The sequence below is a fragment of the Mesorhizobium sp. M0815 genome (assembly GCF_040319995.1).
Classification (GTDB): Bacteria; Pseudomonadota; Alphaproteobacteria; order Rhizobiales; family Rhizobiaceae; genus Mesorhizobium.
In genome coordinates this window covers 20,751-36,154 of the sequence record NZ_JAMYOU010000040.1, presented here as the reverse complement: position 1 = coordinate 36,154, position 15,404 = coordinate 20,751, and the positions used below count along the sequence as shown (strand labels likewise).

Sequence of the window (15,404 nt, the reverse complement as noted above, 5' to 3'; positions counted from 1 at the left end):
CGCCGGCCAGCCGGCTTAACCCTCGTACCGTTGCATATCGGATGACGGGCCGCCCTCAGGCCCAGCAATCATAGGGACTAGAGGGGGAGATGTCCGGCAGGACAGAGGGGGGCGCGAAGGAACGCGAGTTGCGCGATTTCGCAGCGCTGTCATCCCCTCCCCATCCCTCCCACCTGCTCCGCGGACAAAAACAGCAGCACCACGTCCGACATGCCGAGCAGCGGCGTGAAGGTGACGATGGTGATGCCGCCGGTGGCGTTGGTGCGGGTCAGCCCTTCGGAATAGATGTCGAGCGGCGGCTCCTCGTCGAACCAGACGCCGTGCAGCGTTTCGCCCTGCCATTTCTCGCGGCCTTTCTCGTAGCTCTTGAACGACAGCACCGATTCGTCGGCCTGGACATCGCCGCCGCCGCCCCAGCGCACCACGACGCTGTCGAGCGCGCCCGGCGCCCGTCCCGCCATCGTGCTGACGAGGGCGTCGGCCGGGATCATCCCGGTGCCCCAGGCCGCCTGCTGCTGTGGCGGGCCGATCAGGATGCGCTGCGGGTTGTCGCGCGTGCTTTCACCGGTGACGCCGGCCGCCCACATCCGTACCGCACAATCGAAAACCTTGCCTTGCCACCAATCGGGATAGCGGCCGGTGAGTTGCATCGCCCACTCGGCGCCGCCCGCCCTGGTCTTGCCGAGCTGGTTGCCGGCCATGAACAGGCGCTCGCGATTGGTCGCGCCGGCTGCGTGAAATTCGGCCTGTCGGGGATAAGGCCGATAGGCGGCAAGCTGGTTAGTGCGGCGCCTCCGGTCCAGCTCCGCCAGCAGGCTGAGATATTCCTTCCTTGCCGCCCGGCTGGGCGAAGCCTTTTGCGAAGTCCGGCTTCTCGAGGAACGGCCTAAGGACGGCTTCGAGGCCGCGGATGCGCTGCCTGATTTCGTCATCGCTCAATGCATCCAGATTGTTGATGTTGACACTAAGATCCTTGGGCAGCACCGACAGCACGAGCTTCAGATACTGATCGGGCTTTTCGGCGCGCACCTCGGCGATGACGCCGGCGCCATGGGCGCGGAAATCGGCGCGGATCGCTTCGAGGAAGCCGTCGGCCAGCGTCTTCTTCGCCCGCTTGGTTCGCTTGCCGGGTGCTTGATCGTGCGGCTGGGGATCGCCGGTGGAAGGAGCCTTGGCCATGCCCTACTCTGCCGTCCCGGCGGAGATCGCCGGCTTCTTGTTGGCTGGCCGCACAATGCGCTTGCGCGGCTTGGCCTTCTTGCCGGCGCGTGCCGACTTCGGCTTGTGCGGCTGGCTCGCCGGCTTCGCATCAGTCAGCGTGCCGGGCTTCATCGCACCGGCGTCAGGCAAGGCATTCAGCCGTGCCCTGAGAATTGCCACCGCCTTGCCGTCGAGTGCTTCCGACGGGAAGCCGAAGCCGCCGACCGCATCGACGGTACCGCCACGCAGCATACCGATCCGCACGCCGGCGGCGACCAGTTCGAAGCGGCCGATGCGTGCACAGGGTGCGGCGCCGGCGAACTCGCCAATGGCGCTGACGACCTCGTGGCCGTCATCGTCGGTGATGATGGTGGCGTAACGGTTGGACATGGGGATGTTCTCTGGGGTGGGCGCACGAGCGCGTTGCGGGATTCATGGTTGGTGATTTCGCGGTTCCGACGATCGTCAGGTCGCGTTCCTTCGCGCCCCTGTCCTGCCGGCCCCACAGCTGGCAGCTCACGTAACGTTTGGTCGAAAAGGAAGCCTGAAACAAAAAACCCGCCTCGGCGGGCGGGTCGTTGGAGCCAATTGGCACCATACCCAAATTAGTAGCATAGCTGCCGGCACAAAGCAAGAACAAAATGTGGCATCAGCGGAAAAAAATGCACTGACGACCTCGCACCCTTCATCGGTGGACGGCTGGAAAGAGGGGTTCTTTGGCGAGAAAGGCGGGGCATTGCGTGAGACTTGCGTTGATGGGATGGTGTTTGCGCTTGAGGGGAACGCGTCATGGGCAATGTCACCAGTCACTACGGCAGCGACGGCATCGTCGATCGCATATTGGCCGCGATCCCGGACGCCGACCCGGCCGGCAAACTCGCCGCCGCGCAACTCTATCCATTCGATCAGCTCCATGGCCGCGAACTGATCGCCACGCGGGAGCATGCTGCCCGTCTTGCGCCTTCGCCGATAGATCGGATCTTGGATATCGGCAGCGGCATTGGCGGGCCGGCAAGATTTCTGGCCTCGACCTATGGCTGCCAGGTCGACGGCATCGACCTGACGCCGGCCTTTGTCGCCGCGTCGAGCCGACTGACCGCACTCAGCGGATTGTCCGACAAGGTTCGCTTCCATCAGGCCGACGCGACGAAATTGCCTTTTGGCGACAGCACGTTCAATGCGGCGATCTGCTTCTATGTCGGCATGAACATCGAGAATAAGGCCGCGGTCATCGACGAGGCCTGGCGCGTGCTGAAACCGCGAGGCAGGCTGATCTGGACCGAGGCCGTGCTCGCCGGCGGCGAGCCGTACTACCCCATGCCCTGGGCGGTTTCGCCGGCGACCAGTCACCTCGCCGATCGGGAAAAATTGAAAACCCTGTTTGCAGATGCCGGGTTTCGCATCGACGAGATCGTCGACGAAACCGGCGAACATGTTGAGCTGGCGCTGCAGAGAGCCAATTCCGGCATCGTGCCCTCGCCGGCGCAGCAGCAGGCAAATGAAATCGTCATGGGCGCGGAATTCCTGCAGCGCCGCCGCAACTACATCCGAAGCCTGAGCGACGGAAAGCTCGCCTCGCTCGCCGTGATCGTCTCCAAACCGGCCTGAAACAAAAAACCCGCCTCGGCGGGCGGGTCGTTGGAGCCAATTAGCACCATACCCAGATTAGTAGCATAGCTGCCGGCACAAAGCAAGAACAAAATACGTTGCGGCGGCAAAAAATGCGAGGTGGTGGGCGAAGCACACCGGCCGGCGAGACGCCACCGTCCGGATCAGAACAGGCATTCGCGCGTTTGAAGCTTAGCCAATGGGAGCAAAAGCCATGAACGTCGCCAATCTGCAACTCGAAGGCCTGCTTATGGCCATCGCATCGATCAATCAGGTCCTGGTCCGCAAGGGCGTGCTCTCTGTCGAGGAGATAGACATCGCCTTGCGCAAGGCCGAAGCCAGCGAGACCAACGAGGAAAGGTCCGAAGGCATGTCGGCGTCGAGCCGCGACGCCGTCAACTTCCCGATCCGACTGCTGGAGTTGGCCAATCAGTGTCAGCCGGAGACGGACATGCCGTCCTTCTCGAAACTGGCGCGCATGGTCGGTCAGATCAAGGAACCTTACAACGACCAGATGTGACGCGGCGATCATAACTGGCGCCGCGATCGGAGTTGACACAGCGATAACGGCTGCCGTGCCGGGCTGGCGGCGACTGCTAGCGGCCCTGCATGATCCTGATGACCTTGCTGTTGTCGGCGGTTGGCGAATGCAGCTTCACATAGTCGGCGTAGGTCAGTCTGCCACTGGCAATGGCATTGCTGATACGGCTGCACAGGGCCGTCTCGTACTTCGCCACGCTCACATTCATGAACGCAGCGTAAGTCTTCTTTTCGCCGAGCGACGTGGATTTCTCTCTTGCAATGCAGTCCTTGATGACCAGGCGCTTCACGGCAGGGCTGCCTTCAAGCGTGGCATGCATCGTGTTGAATTCGCCTTCGGTCAACGTGGTGCAGCCGGCAAGCAGTGACGCGCCGATCATGGCGGCAGCAAAACGCGTGGCGATGTTCATGAATTCCCCCTCAAGACCCGTGTCTTGCTTAGCCCGTCGAAAGTTGGAAGTACAGAGGGAATGCAGGCGCCTCTACAAAAAGCATAAACCTAGAACGCCCGTTACTTTAGCTGTCGCTTTTATTGCACTCGACCTGCGATGGCCTGAATGACGGGACCCGGCCGTGCTCGATGTCACGACGATGCTGGTGCGGATCGAGACGCCGGATCCGAAATTCCGGCATCACCTCCTGCCAAGCTTCAGCGCCAGGACGCGGCCTGGCCCGTGCACGGCGGCAAACAGCAGCCCGGCCAGGAAGGTGAAATGGTCGACGAAGAAGCCGAACTCCGCCTGGTTGCCGGCCCAGTGCGACGGCCCGTGGAAGGCGAAGCCCAGGAACAGCACATAGGCGCCAGCGACGAGTGCTGCCCAGGAGAAGAAGGCGCCGGTCAGGAAGCATAGGACGAGGACGACCTCGAGCAGGGCTGCGCACCAGGCCAGGAACAGCGGGAACGGAAATCCGGCCGCCGCGATATAGCCGGCGGTGGCGCCGATATCGATGAATTTGAAGGTCACGGCCATCAGGAAGACGGCGGCAAAGATCAGGCGGGCGACAAGGATTGCCGCGGTCTGCCACGGCGACTGAACGGATGATTGAGTGGTTTCCAAGGTCATGATGTCCTCCCAAGAGTTGCGACGGTTTCGCCCCAAGGACGCACCACCAGCCGCAAGCCCGACATCATCCCCCGAAAAACCTGCAGGATACAAGCGCGTAGCGGGCCAGACATTGCAGAACCTGGTTCCTCGCCCACTGGCGGCTGGGCGAATAGGGCCACGCGCCCCCTCCCCCGCATGCCCCCCCTAATTGCGACGGCCAATTCGGGGCAATCCGACCTCTCCCCGAGGGGAGAGGAGGTCGCCTGCGTTGATGCCAGCCTCTTCTCCCCAGCGGGGAGAAGGTGGCCGCCCACGGGTCTTGCCTCCGGCAAGCCCGAGGACAGGCTCCGCGGCCGGATGAGGGGGACTCCCTATCGATTGCCTGCCTTTACTAGGGCGAGGAACCAGGTTCAGGACTACCCCACCTTGGCCCCCGGCTTGCTGATCGGCTCCCGTATCGTTCCATACTGGCTGCCCCAGCGGTCGGTCATCGCCCAGCGTATGTCCCAGAGCTCCGGGAAGAAGCGGTGGCGGGCGCCGGCTTCCAGCAATTCGACCGGCCGGCCCTTCAGCGATTTCGCGCCGAGGCCGATCGTGCGGTGGATGAGGTAGAGGTGGTTGGCGCGGAATTTCTGGAACAGCTCGTCGAACTCGACCAGCGCTTCGGCAACGACATAGCTGTCGCCGTGATCGTAGCCGGCATCGTAGACGTCCTCGACCGAGAGCCCGCGGCCATCGAGGTAGGACGCCTTGAAGGCCCGCCACAGATCGGGCGGCAGCCGCAGCAGCTGCTTGAAGCCCGGCGATTCCTGGCCGCTGCCATTGCCGAGCTGCAACCGGATCTGCTGGTATTCCTTGGGCGACATGGTTTCGAGCAGGTCGAGCTGCGCCGTCATCATGCGCATCAGCCGGTGCACGCGCCCCATCAGCGTGACGATGCGATGCGTGTCCTGCTTTTCCAGGAAATCGACGACGTCGACCAGCGTATAGGCGATGAGCTTCATCCACAGTTCCTCGACTTGATGCACGATCTGGAACTGCAGCTCGTCGGCATTGACCATCTCGGCCAGCGGCTTCTGGCAGGCGAGCAGCCTGTCGCATTTGAGGTAGACGCCATAGTCGCGCATCTCAGGCGTTTCGATGCGGGCATAATAGTCCTGCTTGTCCATGGCCATGCTCCTTGCCCCGGCCGTCGGGCCGCAGGCGCTTGTTGGGTCCCGGTCCCCGAGTCTAATCGCTTTCTTGCCGAACATTGTCCCTTTCTGTTATTCGGCTGGCGGGAAACAAAGGACAAAAACTGCATCTGAAGCGGAAGGAAAGAACGAATGCTGCTGGATGCGGTCGACCGGAAGATCGTCGCGGCGCTCGAACGCGATGCCCGCATCTCCTTTGCCGCGCTCGCCGACGAGGTTGGCCTGAGCAAGACGCCGTGCTGGAAGCGGGTCAAGGCGCTGGAGGACGCCGGCGTCATCCGCGGCTACTCGACCCGCATCGACCCGGCCAAGCTCGGCTTCGGCATCGAAGCCTTTATCCAGGTGTCGATCGATTTCGAGCTGTCGGACGCCTTCGAGGCGGCGGTGCAGAAGCATCCGCTGATCCGCCGCTGCCACGCCACGACAGGCGAGGCCGACTATCTCCTGCAGATCGTCACCGTCGACATGATGGCGCTCGACAGGATGCTGCGCGAGGAGCTCAGCCGGTTACCCGGCGTGCGGCGCACGATCACCTCGATGGCGATGCGCGAGATCAAGGGCGGCATCTCGTTCGCCAATGCCGTCGGGCATACGCAGACAAAGCGATAGACGGGCGGCGGGGCGGCGCCCCGGTCAGGCCCTCGTCACCAATTCGCGCCCCAGCCGCTTCGGTGGCTCGGCGCGCAGAACCACATTTGTCGTCACCGTGCCGTAGTGGCCGATGCTGTCGACGATGCTTTCAAGGTCGGGCGGTGACGGGACCACGACCTTGACCAGAAAACAGTCCTCGCCGGTCACCCGCAGTACCTCGATCACCTCCGGCAACTGGGCGAACTTCTTCAGGCAGGCCTGGATATGCTCATGCGTGGTGCGCAAGCGGATGACCGCCATGGTGCCGAGCCCGAGCGCTGCCGAATTGATCACCGCCTTGTAACCGGTGATGACGCCGCGCTCCTCCAGCCGCTTCACCCGTTCCGAAGCGGCGGGCTGGGACAGGCCGACGCGGCGGCCAAGCTCGGAGATGCCGATGCGGGCATCCTCCTGCATGATCTCGATGATCGCCAGATCGGTGGGATCGAGCCTTGGCCGATAATCGCCGTTCCGCATGATCACCTTTAATCCATCGGATTTCTTCGCTGCTTTCCGATGATCTCTCATTCCGCCGCCTGGGAGAAGACCTAGAATTGCGCGCGTTGCATCAGGAGAGAAGGGCTTCGCATGACCGAATTCATCATTGTGCCGGGCATCGGCGGATCGGGCAAAGCCCACTGGCAGACACGTTGGCAACAGGCGGACCTGGCGATGCGGCGGTTCAGCCCGGCGAGTTGGGACGCGCCGGACTTCGACGACTGGGTGGCTGCGCTGGAAGCCGCTGTAGGCCTGGCAAGGACACCACCGGTGCTCGTCGCCCATAGCCTCGGCTGCCTGCTAGTCGCGCACTGGCAGCGGATCTCGCCCCGCGAGGTCGGCGGCGCGTTGCTGGTTGCGGTTCCGGACCCTGCGTCGCCGGCCTTCCCCTCCTCCGCCCGCGCCTTCGCCGAGACACCGCAACAACGGCTTCGCTTTCCCTCGCTGATTGTCGCCAGCACCAACGATCCCTACGGCTCGCTGGACTATGTCAGGGCAAAATCCGAGCGCTGGGGCAGCGATCTCCATATCGCCGGACCGCTTGGCCACATCAATGGCGACAGCGAGCTCGGCGACTGGCCGGCGGGAATGGAGCTGCTGACGGCTTTTCTCGGGCAAACGCAAGCAAGCGCCCGAGGCGCCGTGCTTCAGCCGTGACCGCATCAGGACGGCTACCGCGCCGCCGCCCTGACCTGGTTGCGCCGCGATGCCGCGCCTCAGTTCGATGCTGCGGCCGGCGAGCTGAGTTCGAGGAACGGTACGGTTGAGCCCGGGATCATCGACTTCGGCAATTCCCCGTTCCATCTCTCCGCCTTGGTCAGTTCGACCAGCAGCGGATTGTTGGCGATTGCGGCGGCGCGGGCCTTGATGGCTTCCGCGGTCGCCTCGCCTTCGATCCTGGTCTTGTAGGCGCTGGCTTCGGCTTCGGCCTTGACGCTGTCGGCGCGGCCCTTGGCCTGGGTGACGGCGATGTCGGCCTTGATCTTTTCCTGCTGCAGGTTTTGTTCCTGCTTCTGCACCTCGACCTGCGCCGTCATCCTGGCTTCGACCGCCTGCTCGTAGGCGTCGGAGAAGTCGATGTTCTCGACCTGCACGCTGTCGATCATCACCGGGCCATCGGTTACCGCCGCAATGGCCTCGGCGACGTCCTTGTTGAACTTCGCCCGGTTCTGGATCACCGACACCGCGTCGTACTGGCCGAACACCGTCTTGATTTCCTGCGGTGCTTTCCTGGCGATGACACGGTCGGCCAGTGCTTCGATCGACCCGTAATTGGTGTAGACGTTGCTGACTTCGGCGGCCGGCACGTGGAAATTGACGGTGACGCGCATGTCCGCCGGCTGCTGGTCGCGCGAATAGGCCTGCATGGCCGGCAGGCCGCTGCAATCGTTCTGGTTCTCGCAGCCCCATTTGAGCACCTGCTGGCGCAGGCTGATCTTCTCGACGCGCTGCAGCCATGGCAGCTTGAAATGCAGCCCGGGATCGACGACCGAGCTCAGCGCCCCGTTGGTCAAGAGCACGCCGCGGTCGCCCTGGTCGATCGTGTACCAGGATCCCAGGAGCGCAAAGACGCCGAGCGCCACGATGACGAGGGCGATCAGGCCGGAACCGATCGACGCCGTCCCCGGCTTGCCCTGCGGACGGCCCGAATTGCCTTGCGTATCGGTCATTGCCCACCCCAACTTGATTGCCCGTGCTGGTTTTGCCCACAATAGTGGCGGCATTGCAATCCTCTGGACATGGAAGGATGTTCGCGCCGGCCGGTCGGACCGGCCGGGTGGTTCGGGCCGGCCAGGGCAATTCCCTACGCCGAAATTGCTTTACGGCACCTGCGTAATGCTGCCGCTGCCTCTGACCTCCGAACGCCGCATGGTCGGGTGCCCATAGACGTCGACGTCACCGCTGCCGGAAATCGTGACGTCCGCATACGCTTGTGCGGTAATCTCCGCATCGCCGCTGCCGCGGATCTCGATCCGCGCGGATTGGGCGATAAGGTTCCTGAGCCGGCCGGTGCCCGAACCGCGGATATCCAGATCGACCGTCTGGGCGGTTCCGGTTGCGGTAACGCTGCCGCTGCCGCGGATGTTCAGCTGCAGCCCGGGCTGATTGATCTGCGACAGGGCAAGGTCGCCGCTGCCGACCACTTTCCAGTCTGAAATTGCCGGCCCCGACACGCTGACATCGAACCGGGACGCGAACCAGCCCGGTTCGCAATCCAAGGTGAGCCTGCTGCCTTCCATCCGCACATGGTCGATCAGGGTCGACTCGCCGCTGACGACGGCCTCGGCCTTGTCACCCGGCTGATAACGGACTGAAGCCGGCAAAGCGATCGTGAAACTGCCGTCGTTGCGGAACGGCAGCGTGACCTCTTTTCTGGTCGATGTGGTTGCTCCGCAGGTGGATTGTCCGCCAATCCATGAACCCCCGGCGTTGATCCAGTCCGGCCCGGCCAGCCCGATGCCGACGGCCAGGAAGAGCGCGGCGCCGGCCAGTCCCGCCGCTGCGACGAATGCCAGTTTTCCCGTCATGGTCCGTTTCCTTCAACGTGATGACAAATTGCGATCTTGGCACCGCTCAAGCCTGGTTGCGGTCCGGGTGGGTCAGACGGGAATGCATCCGGGCATAGCGCCCGAAGACCTGTATGCCGGCGCTCGACCCCAGCAACAGCAGGGCGCCGCCGCCGAGGAACCCGCACACCAGTCCGGCGCCGATGAAGACGCGGCCAAGCATCGCCGTGAGCGTGCCGCCGGGCTCGAACAGCAGCGTGGTCAGAATGATCTTGATGCCCAGCGCACCGATGGCGACAAGCGTGATGCCAAGGCCGAGCGCAAGCACGACCGCGGTGATGAGCAGCGGCAGCAGGAAGACGATGTCGACGAAGGCAAGGCCGGCAAGCGCGAACGTCGCCGCCAACATGTTCGACACGCTCCAATGAGTTTCAAAACGGCGCAGCCCAGCTTCGGCGCGGAGTTCGCGGGCAAGCCTGGCCGGGTCACCCAGGGCCGCCGCGACCTCCGCTTCGCTGCGGCCCGAGGCATCGGCGAAATGGGCGGCGTAGTCGCCAATAATATCCTCGATCTCCTGAGTTGGCAGGCCGGCGAGCCCCAGTCTCAATTTTCGCAGGAAGGCATCCCTGGTCATGGCAAATCCTCAAGAAGTTTGTCGACTGCGCCCGCGAGCGAGCGCCAGTCGCGGCGATGAGCTTCGAAAGCCTGCTGGCCGAGCGGCGTGAGCCGGTAATATTTGCGCGGCGGCCCGCTGCTCGACTCGACGATGCGGGTGGCGACGAGGCCGTCATTCTGCATCCGCCGCATCAGCGGATAGATCGTGCCTTCTCCCATGTTCACAGCGGCGACCAGCGTGCTGGCGATCTCGTAGCCATAGCTTTCGCCCCGCGACAGCACGGCCAGGACGCACAACTCGAGAGCGCCTTTTCGCAACTGCACCTGGATCGAGTCGGTCATGCGTAACTTCCAATTCAATGGCTGTATATAACACGCTACCTGTTTATGCAAGGTAGCGATTGGTAGCTCGCCAGGCTAGGCGGACAATGGAGATTGGCTTTGAAAACCGCTTGTCTGTTTGACGCAGTTCCGGACGGAAAACCGCCGACACTTTTCTGGAACCGCTTTAGCGGACTTCCACTCCAGCGCAGCGCCGCGCTGGTAGGCGTTGCCTGACGCGTCCTTCTGCCGTTCGGCATCGCTTTTGCGCTTCGGGCAATCCTCGTAATTGTGGTCGCGCCCACCGCAGTAGGAGCAGCATTTTGCCGGCGCGTCGGAGCGAAGCATCGTTGGCATGCACAAGAATGCACGAAAACCCGACAGATTGCTAAGGCTGCGGCACCGGCAAGGTCGATTTCGCCACGGAACCGCTGCCGTCGCATGAAAGTTATCTGCTCATTGCAACCGGAGCACAGGACATGGCCGACGACCAGAACCGCTACGAGACCGGAGCGAGGAAATATCCGGCAAAGACGAGCCCCGACGCGGCCGACGAATTCTCGCAGGATGCGGCCGGCAACAAGCCACCTCCCGGCGGCATGGGATTGACCAGGCCGGCTGACGATTTCGACGACAAGACCCGGCATTCGGAGGGCCAGAACCCGCCGCGCGCAGCGATCCGTCCAGACGGCAAGGCTACCGTCAAGAAGCCCGGCAAGGACGCAAGACGATGAACGTCGCCAATCTCCAGCTCGAAGGACTGATGATGGCAATCGCGGCCGTCAACAACGCGCTGGTCCACAAGGGCCTGTTATCGGTCGACGAAGTCGACATGGCGTTGCGCCGGGCCGAGGCGGCGATGACCAGCGACGAGCGTCTCTATGAAGACATGTCGCCGTCCAACCGCGACGCCGTCTGCTTTCCGCTCAGGCTGCTGCAGGCGGCCAACAATGCCCAGGGCGAAACCGGCGTGCCGTCCTTTGCCGAACTGGCCAGGATGGTCGGCCGGACCAAGGAGCCCTATAACGACCAGATGTGATGGAGGACGCCATGGCCGACGACAAATCCAAGACCAAGCAGGATCGCAAACTGGTCTCCGGCGAAGAGCCATACGAGGTCGCTGCGTTTGCCCGCAAATACGGCATACCGCAAAGCGAGGCCGCGACCATTATCAAGCGTTACGGCCCCTCGAGGAGGAAGCTCGACGCGCATATGGCGAGCCGCAACGCGTGATCCACGTTGGCGGCCGGCGCCGTTCACGCCAGAAGCGTCCCTGCCCTGCCGCCTTGTCGAGAGATCCGCCCCGCCGGGCGGCCCGCCGTGTGTCGGGCTCGCCGCTGCGGGATTCAACGCCTGGTTTTGAAAGCCGTGGAATACTCTCGCGGCGCAACAACTCATTTACCTCGACACTGTACCAGTCCGGTGAGCAAAGCCGGGGGGTCGGATGCAGGAACAACTATTGCGTTACGAATGTGTCATGGAGCCGAACGGACGATGGATGGTGTGGGACATCGTTCACGATCTGCCGGCGCAATTTTCGCAAATCGCGCTGATCGGCCTGAGCCGTCGTGAAGCGGTTTCGCTCTGCCGGCTGCTCAACGAGACGAGCCGTTCCGAGACGCGGCAGAGCCGGGCCTCATAAGAAGCGCTTGCGTCTCAGGCCTGCCCAAACTCGGGGGATTTACATGCGATCGACAATATTCGGTCTGGTCCTGTTGCTGCCGGCCGCCGCCCTGGCGGAGCCGATCGAGACCCAGAAGATCATCACGGCGGCGACCGGCGACTGGAACGGCGACGGCGCCGCCGATCTGGCGATGATAGTCGAAACCGAGCCCGGCCATCCCATGGACCTGCATTTGTTCCTCAGGGACCGCGACGGCGATTTTCTCAGACCTGCCGGGGTCGTGCATGAACAGATTTACGGTGAATGGAAGAACTACGACCGGCCGGGCCCCGCCACATCCGACACCGAGCCCGAACTCACCGCGCTCCCCAACGGCTCGATCAAGCTCTATATTCCGGCGATGGAGATCGGCAGCGAGCGGACCAACAAGACGCTGACGCTCGCCTGGCGCAACGGCACGTTCGTCGTCGCCGGTTTCGCCTACGAATATTGGGATTACATGGACGACAATGTTGCCGGCGACTGCGACTACAATGTGCTGACCGGCAAGGGCAAAAGCAGCAAGAAGCTGGCGGACGGCACCACCAGGCACGCGACCGTATCGGTCGAAGGCAAGGTCATCCCGTTCGCGGAGTGGACCCCAGGCACTGGCTTCAGCGCTTGCGGAGCGTGAGAGGTTTCGGTTGCCTCACTGCAGCGGCGGCTTCCACAGCAGGCTGTTGCGATCGGCGGATTTGACGCGCAGCCAGGTTTCGCGGCCGTCGCGCAGCACGCGGATCGGGATCTCGGCGCCCGCCGGGCCGCTCTTCCACAGCTTGCGATAAAAATCGGCGAGCCCGTCGACCGCCGCGTCGCGGACATCCGAGATGACGTCGCCCTGGCGTAGGCCCGCCTGGGCGGCCGGGCCGCCCTCGGCGACGCTCATCACTACGACCTTGCCGTCGCTCTCGGCCGAAAACGCGCCGAGCCACGGCCGCGGCGGCCTGGCGACCTGGCCGCGCGTCAGGAGATCGTCGAGGATGGGCGGCAGCAGATCGATCGGCACCACCATGTTGATGTCGGCGACCTCACCGTTGCGGCTCATCTGCAGGCGCAGCGAACCGATGCCGAGCAGCCTGCCATCAGCGCCGATGAGGCCGGCGCCGCCCCATGAGGGGTGGGCCGGCGCCGTGAAGATCGCTTCGTCGAGCAGATATTCCCAATAGCCGGCGAATTCCTGCTTGGTGACGATCTGCGCCCGCACCGAGCGGCCGACGCCGTCGGCGAGCACGACGGGATCGCCGATCTTCGCCCTGGACGCATCACCGAGCGCAATGGCGGGCAGTCCGAGCGGCGCCAGCGCCTGCACCAGGCCGAAGCCCGATTCCTGATCGTAGGCAAGCGCATGGGCGGGCACCACGCGGCCGTCCTGGTCGGCCAGCCAGACCTCCTCGGCCTCGGTGATGAGATAGCCGATGGTGAGCACCAACCCGTCGCCGCGGATGACCACGCCGCTGCCTTCGCGGCGGGTGCCCAGCGCGTCTGCCGTGAAGGCGTCTTCGGGGACGGTGGCGCGGACGGCCACGATGGATCGCAAAAGGGGCTCGATATTCATGGTTTGGTTCCTGGCAATGTTCGCAGGCTGATATGAGGTTCGCAGGCCGATATGGGCTATAGGTATGGCACAGGTGACCAGGCGCAAGAGGCGGCGCCGGCTTTGGTGTGGACCGGCGCCTCGCCGTTGGCGCCGGGGTTTTGCAACAGCGCCGGCCGCCCTATCTGTACCTACGGCTATCCGAAGCTGTCCTATGCAAAGTTCCGCCTCCATCACCCAAGTTGATACCCTGAGATCCTCCCCCAATCCTCCCGAACCCCAATCCTTCCAATCCCCAATCCTTCCAATCCAAAGGCCTCCCGACATGAACGACTACACAACGGACCAATATACGCCGCCAAAAGTCTGGACCTGGAACAAGCCAAATGGCGGCGCTTTCGCCAACATCAACCGGCCGATCGCCGGCCCGACGCATGACAAGGAACTGCCGGTCGGCAAGCATCCGCTGCAGCTTTATTCGCTGGCGACGCCGAACGGCGTCAAGGTGACGATCATGCTGGAGGAGCTTCTGGCGCTCGGCCACAGCGGCGCCGAATACGACGCCTGGCCGATCAGGATCAATGACGGCGACCAGTTCGGCAGCGGCTTCGTCGAGGTCAACCCCAACTCCAAGATCCCGGCCATGATGGACCGCAGCGGCGAAAAGCCGATCCGCATCTTCGAATCCGGTTCGATCCTGCTCTATCTCGCCGAAAAATTCGGCGAATTCCTGCCGACAGAGCAGCCGGCTCGTGCCGAAACCCTGTCATGGCTGTTCTGGCAGATGGGGTCGGCGCCCTATCTCGGCGGCGGCTTCGGCCATTTCTATGCCTATGCGCCGATGAAGATCGAATATGCCATCGACCGCTTCGCCATGGAGACCAAGCGGCAGATGGACGTGCTTGACCGGCGCCTGGCCGAAAGCGAGTATTTAGGCGGCAGCGACTACACGATTGCCGACATCGCGGTGTGGCCCTGGTATGGCGGGCTGGCCAAGGGCCGCATGTATGATGATTCCGGCGAGTTCCTGAAGGTGGAAGAGTACAAGAACGTGCAGCGCTGGGCCGACGCCATCGACGCCCGGCCGGCGGTCAAGCGCGGCCGCATGGTCAACCGCACCTTCGGCGAGCCTTCGATGCAGCTGCACGAGCGCCATGACGCCAGCGACTTCGAGACGAAGACGCAAGACACGCTCGAGGCGGCCAAAAGCTAAGCGGACGACGCGCCGATCTCCCCCCTCGTGGGGGAGATTGGCAGCTTCGGCTGGCTCGCCTCCACCGCCGCCATCCACAGCCGGTCGATATCGGCCAGGAATTTCTCGTCGAGCTTGTCGAGGTGCTTCCAGTACATGCCGTCCTCGAAGAAATAGCCGAGTTCCTTCTCGATCCTGTCGGCCTCCTCCGCCTGATCGAGTTGCAGGCCGGCAAGCATCTCCGCCTTCATTTCCGAAAGCTGCGAGGAAGACAGCGCGCCGAGCTCGTCGAGCGTCAGCCGCGGGAAGATCAGCCGGCTGCGCGGCAGGTCGGATAGGTTGACGCACAGGCACCCGCGCCGGAGCGCATGGATGAGCAGGCGGGCCGACTTCGCCTCGAGGTTGCGCAGCGTGACGTCGTTGCGCAAAGGGTCGGCGCGGCCGACGCCGTAAAAATGCGTGTTGCCGGGCTGGTCGTAGATCATGTCGCAGCCAAGGAATGCCAGCACGTCGGGCTTCTGGCTGTGGATCGTCCAGTAGGCCGCCGTCATCGACATGGTGCCGCCGGCATAGACGAAGCCGCCAAAGCTGTTTTGCGCCGGAACGTAATGCGAGGCGCTGAAGATCTGCGCCTGCTGCAGGGAATCGCCTTGCGGCATCCGCTCCGCCGGAAAATCGCCGGCATGGACGAGGAAATCCCAGTCGGGGCGCACGCGCCAGGCATTGTTGATGGCGACGATCTTGCCGAAGGCCTGCTTGGGCCAGGCCGCGCAGCGCACCACATCGGGGGCGCTGCCGATCAGCAGAATCACGTTTGGCGTTCCGTCGATCACCATACCCCCTCTCGACCGACCGAA

At 63.6% G+C, this 15,404-nt stretch carries 23 protein-coding genes; 10 read left to right on the top strand and 13 right to left on the bottom strand.

Features of this window, described 5'->3' with window-relative positions; all coding sequences use genetic code 11:
• Positions 1-149 precede the first annotated feature (149 nt).
• From NKI01_RS28065 to NKI01_RS28055, 3 genes are all read right to left on the bottom strand, one after another.
• Entirely contained in the window at positions 150-701 is a 552-nt protein-coding gene (locus NKI01_RS28065; RefSeq protein WP_352937696.1) for a terminase large subunit domain-containing protein, read from the bottom strand.
• Between the two features lie 79 nt (positions 702-780).
• Positions 781-1,179, bottom strand: coding sequence for a hypothetical protein (locus NKI01_RS28060; protein ID WP_023718144.1), 399 nt, complete (start codon positions 1,177-1,179; stop codon positions 781-783).
• 3 nt (positions 1,180-1,182) lie between these two features.
• Positions 1,183-1,590, bottom strand: coding sequence for a hypothetical protein (locus NKI01_RS28055; protein ID WP_352937694.1), 408 nt, complete (start codon positions 1,588-1,590; stop codon positions 1,183-1,185).
• Positions 1,591-1,989: 399 nt separating this feature from the next.
• Here NKI01_RS28055 and NKI01_RS28050 point away from each other — a divergent pair, with 399 nt between their 5' ends.
• Together NKI01_RS28050 and NKI01_RS28045 are read left to right on the top strand one after the other, a co-directional pair.
• Positions 1,990-2,808 (top strand): class I SAM-dependent methyltransferase, encoded by an 819-nt coding sequence (locus NKI01_RS28050; protein ID WP_352937692.1) that lies wholly within the window; start codon positions 1,990-1,992, stop codon positions 2,806-2,808.
• 214 nt (positions 2,809-3,022) lie between these two features.
• Positions 3,023-3,328, top strand: coding sequence for a hypothetical protein (locus NKI01_RS28045; protein ID WP_023675713.1), 306 nt, complete (start codon positions 3,023-3,025; stop codon positions 3,326-3,328).
• 76 nt (positions 3,329-3,404) lie between these two features.
• On the opposite strand, the gene NKI01_RS28040 is transcribed toward NKI01_RS28045, so the two are convergent.
• The 3 genes from NKI01_RS28040 to NKI01_RS28030 form a co-directional block, all read right to left on the bottom strand.
• Positions 3,405-3,758 carry a hypothetical protein gene (locus NKI01_RS28040; protein WP_023718140.1) on the bottom strand — a complete coding sequence of 118 codons (354 nt, stop codon included), beginning with the start codon at positions 3,756-3,758 and terminating at the stop codon, positions 3,405-3,407.
• A 222-nt stretch (positions 3,759-3,980) separates the two neighbouring features.
• On the bottom strand, positions 3,981-4,412 hold the full coding sequence (locus NKI01_RS28035; protein ID WP_352937690.1) for a DoxX family protein: 432 nt from the start codon (positions 4,410-4,412) through the stop codon (positions 3,981-3,983).
• A gap of 398 nt (positions 4,413-4,810) precedes the next feature.
• Positions 4,811-5,563, bottom strand: coding sequence for a tryptophan 2,3-dioxygenase family protein (locus NKI01_RS28030; RefSeq protein WP_352481624.1), 753 nt, complete (start codon positions 5,561-5,563; stop codon positions 4,811-4,813).
• Between the two features lie 156 nt (positions 5,564-5,719).
• On the opposite strand from NKI01_RS28030, the gene NKI01_RS28025 reads away from it, so the two are divergent.
• The gene (locus NKI01_RS28025; protein ID WP_031193729.1) at positions 5,720-6,196 is read left to right on the top strand and encodes an Lrp/AsnC family transcriptional regulator; all 477 of its coding nucleotides are present in this window, start codon (positions 5,720-5,722) and stop codon (positions 6,194-6,196) included.
• Between the two features lie 24 nt (positions 6,197-6,220).
• On the opposite strand, the gene NKI01_RS28020 is transcribed toward NKI01_RS28025, so the two are convergent.
• Positions 6,221-6,694, bottom strand: coding sequence for an Lrp/AsnC family transcriptional regulator (locus tag NKI01_RS28020; RefSeq protein ID WP_352496077.1), 474 nt, complete (start codon positions 6,692-6,694; stop codon positions 6,221-6,223).
• A gap of 111 nt (positions 6,695-6,805) precedes the next feature.
• On the opposite strand from NKI01_RS28020, the gene NKI01_RS28015 reads away from it, so the two are divergent.
• Positions 6,806-7,372 (top strand): RBBP9/YdeN family alpha/beta hydrolase, encoded by a 567-nt coding sequence (locus tag NKI01_RS28015; protein WP_352965382.1) that lies wholly within the window; start codon positions 6,806-6,808, stop codon positions 7,370-7,372.
• A gap of 59 nt (positions 7,373-7,431) precedes the next feature.
• Here the strand turns inward: NKI01_RS28015 and NKI01_RS28010 are convergent, their stop codons facing one another.
• From NKI01_RS28010 to NKI01_RS27995, 4 genes are all read right to left on the bottom strand, one after another.
• Positions 7,432-8,385, bottom strand: coding sequence for a prohibitin family protein (locus tag NKI01_RS28010; protein WP_023718135.1), 954 nt, complete (start codon positions 8,383-8,385; stop codon positions 7,432-7,434).
• 150 nt (positions 8,386-8,535) lie between these two features.
• Entirely contained in the window at positions 8,536-9,243 is a 708-nt protein-coding gene (locus NKI01_RS28005; protein WP_352481626.1) for a GIN domain-containing protein, read from the bottom strand.
• Between the two features lie 46 nt (positions 9,244-9,289).
• Positions 9,290-9,856: a DUF1700 domain-containing protein gene (locus tag NKI01_RS28000; protein ID WP_023718133.1), complete on the bottom strand. Its 567-nt coding sequence runs from the start codon at positions 9,854-9,856 to the stop codon at positions 9,290-9,292.
• On the bottom strand, positions 9,853-10,179 hold the full coding sequence (locus tag NKI01_RS27995; RefSeq protein ID WP_023718132.1) for a PadR family transcriptional regulator: 327 nt from the start codon (positions 10,177-10,179) through the stop codon (positions 9,853-9,855). Before NKI01_RS27995 ends, NKI01_RS28000 begins: the two co-directional genes overlap by 4 nt.
• A 458-nt stretch (positions 10,180-10,637) precedes the next feature.
• Between NKI01_RS27995 and NKI01_RS27990 the strand changes: the two genes are divergently transcribed.
• From NKI01_RS27990 to NKI01_RS27970, 5 genes are all read left to right on the top strand, one after another.
• A complete protein-coding gene (locus NKI01_RS27990) occupies positions 10,638-10,892 on the top strand; it encodes a hypothetical protein (RefSeq protein ID WP_023718130.1) in 255 nt (84 codons plus the stop codon).
• On the top strand, positions 10,889-11,197 hold the full coding sequence (locus tag NKI01_RS27985) for a hypothetical protein (protein WP_023675703.1): 309 nt from the start codon (positions 10,889-10,891) through the stop codon (positions 11,195-11,197). Before NKI01_RS27990 ends, NKI01_RS27985 begins: the two co-directional genes overlap by 4 nt.
• Positions 11,198-11,208: 11 nt before the next feature.
• A complete protein-coding gene (locus tag NKI01_RS27980; RefSeq protein WP_023675702.1) occupies positions 11,209-11,391 on the top strand; it encodes a DUF3606 domain-containing protein in 183 nt (60 codons plus the stop codon).
• Positions 11,392-11,617: 226 nt separating this feature from the next.
• Positions 11,618-11,800 carry a hypothetical protein gene (locus NKI01_RS27975; protein ID WP_352638122.1) on the top strand — a complete coding sequence of 61 codons (183 nt, stop codon included), beginning with the start codon at positions 11,618-11,620 and terminating at the stop codon, positions 11,798-11,800.
• A 43-nt stretch (positions 11,801-11,843) separates the two neighbouring features.
• Positions 11,844-12,455, top strand: coding sequence for a hypothetical protein (locus NKI01_RS27970; protein WP_352965380.1), 612 nt, complete (start codon positions 11,844-11,846; stop codon positions 12,453-12,455).
• Between the two features lie 15 nt (positions 12,456-12,470).
• Here NKI01_RS27970 and NKI01_RS27965 read toward each other — a convergent pair whose 3' ends face one another.
• A complete protein-coding gene (locus NKI01_RS27965) occupies positions 12,471-13,376 on the bottom strand; it encodes a S1C family serine protease (RefSeq protein ID WP_023718127.1) in 906 nt (301 codons plus the stop codon).
• A 304-nt stretch (positions 13,377-13,680) separates the two neighbouring features.
• Here NKI01_RS27965 and yghU point away from each other — a divergent pair, with 304 nt between their 5' ends.
• A complete protein-coding gene (gene yghU, locus NKI01_RS27960) occupies positions 13,681-14,568 on the top strand; it encodes a glutathione-dependent disulfide-bond oxidoreductase (protein ID WP_352965378.1) in 888 nt (295 codons plus the stop codon).
• On the opposite strand, the gene NKI01_RS27955 is transcribed toward yghU, so the two are convergent.
• The gene (locus tag NKI01_RS27955; protein WP_352965376.1) at positions 14,565-15,359 is read right to left on the bottom strand and encodes a hypothetical protein; all 795 of its coding nucleotides are present in this window, start codon (positions 15,357-15,359) and stop codon (positions 14,565-14,567) included. The two genes, yghU and NKI01_RS27955, sit on opposite strands and share 4 nt — an antisense overlap.
• Between the last annotated feature and the right edge of the window lie 45 nt (positions 15,360-15,404).

Coding starts and splice junctions, on each gene's coding strand:
- NKI01_RS28060 (WP_023718144.1), bottom strand. CDS start 1,179: ATGGCCAAGGCTCCTTCCACCGGCGATCCCCAGCCGCACGATCAAGCA.
- NKI01_RS27985 (WP_023675703.1), top strand. CDS start 10,889: ATGAACGTCGCCAATCTCCAGCTCGAAGGACTGATGATGGCAATCGCG.
- NKI01_RS28020 (WP_352496077.1), bottom strand. CDS start 6,694: ATGCGGAACGGCGATTATCGGCCAAGGCTCGATCCCACCGATCTGGCG.
- NKI01_RS28010 (WP_023718135.1), bottom strand. CDS start 8,385: ATGACCGATACGCAAGGCAATTCGGGCCGTCCGCAGGGCAAGCCGGGG.
- NKI01_RS27995 (WP_023718132.1), bottom strand. CDS start 10,179: ATGACCGACTCGATCCAGGTGCAGTTGCGAAAAGGCGCTCTCGAGTTG.
- NKI01_RS27990 (WP_023718130.1), top strand. CDS start 10,638: ATGGCCGACGACCAGAACCGCTACGAGACCGGAGCGAGGAAATATCCG.
- NKI01_RS28045 (WP_023675713.1), top strand. CDS start 3,023: ATGAACGTCGCCAATCTGCAACTCGAAGGCCTGCTTATGGCCATCGCA.
- yghU (WP_352965378.1), top strand. CDS start 13,681: ATGAACGACTACACAACGGACCAATATACGCCGCCAAAAGTCTGGACC.
- NKI01_RS28015 (WP_352965382.1), top strand. CDS start 6,806: ATGACCGAATTCATCATTGTGCCGGGCATCGGCGGATCGGGCAAAGCC.
- NKI01_RS28030 (WP_352481624.1), bottom strand. CDS start 5,563: ATGGACAAGCAGGACTATTATGCCCGCATCGAAACGCCTGAGATGCGC.
- NKI01_RS28050 (WP_352937692.1), top strand. CDS start 1,990: ATGGGCAATGTCACCAGTCACTACGGCAGCGACGGCATCGTCGATCGC.
- NKI01_RS28055 (WP_352937694.1), bottom strand. CDS start 1,590: ATGTCCAACCGTTACGCCACCATCATCACCGACGATGACGGCCACGAG.
- NKI01_RS27965 (WP_023718127.1), bottom strand. CDS start 13,376: ATGAATATCGAGCCCCTTTTGCGATCCATCGTGGCCGTCCGCGCCACC.
- NKI01_RS28035 (WP_352937690.1), bottom strand. CDS start 4,412: ATGACCTTGGAAACCACTCAATCATCCGTTCAGTCGCCGTGGCAGACC.
- NKI01_RS28040 (WP_023718140.1), bottom strand. CDS start 3,758: ATGAACATCGCCACGCGTTTTGCTGCCGCCATGATCGGCGCGTCACTG.
- NKI01_RS27970 (WP_352965380.1), top strand. CDS start 11,844: ATGCGATCGACAATATTCGGTCTGGTCCTGTTGCTGCCGGCCGCCGCC.
- NKI01_RS28000 (WP_023718133.1), bottom strand. CDS start 9,856: ATGACCAGGGATGCCTTCCTGCGAAAATTGAGACTGGGGCTCGCCGGC.
- NKI01_RS27980 (WP_023675702.1), top strand. CDS start 11,209: ATGGCCGACGACAAATCCAAGACCAAGCAGGATCGCAAACTGGTCTCC.
- NKI01_RS28065 (WP_352937696.1), bottom strand. CDS start 701: ATGGCCGGCAACCAGCTCGGCAAGACCAGGGCGGGCGGCGCCGAGTGG.
- NKI01_RS28005 (WP_352481626.1), bottom strand. CDS start 9,243: ATGACGGGAAAACTGGCATTCGTCGCAGCGGCGGGACTGGCCGGCGCC.
- NKI01_RS28025 (WP_031193729.1), top strand. CDS start 5,720: ATGCTGCTGGATGCGGTCGACCGGAAGATCGTCGCGGCGCTCGAACGC.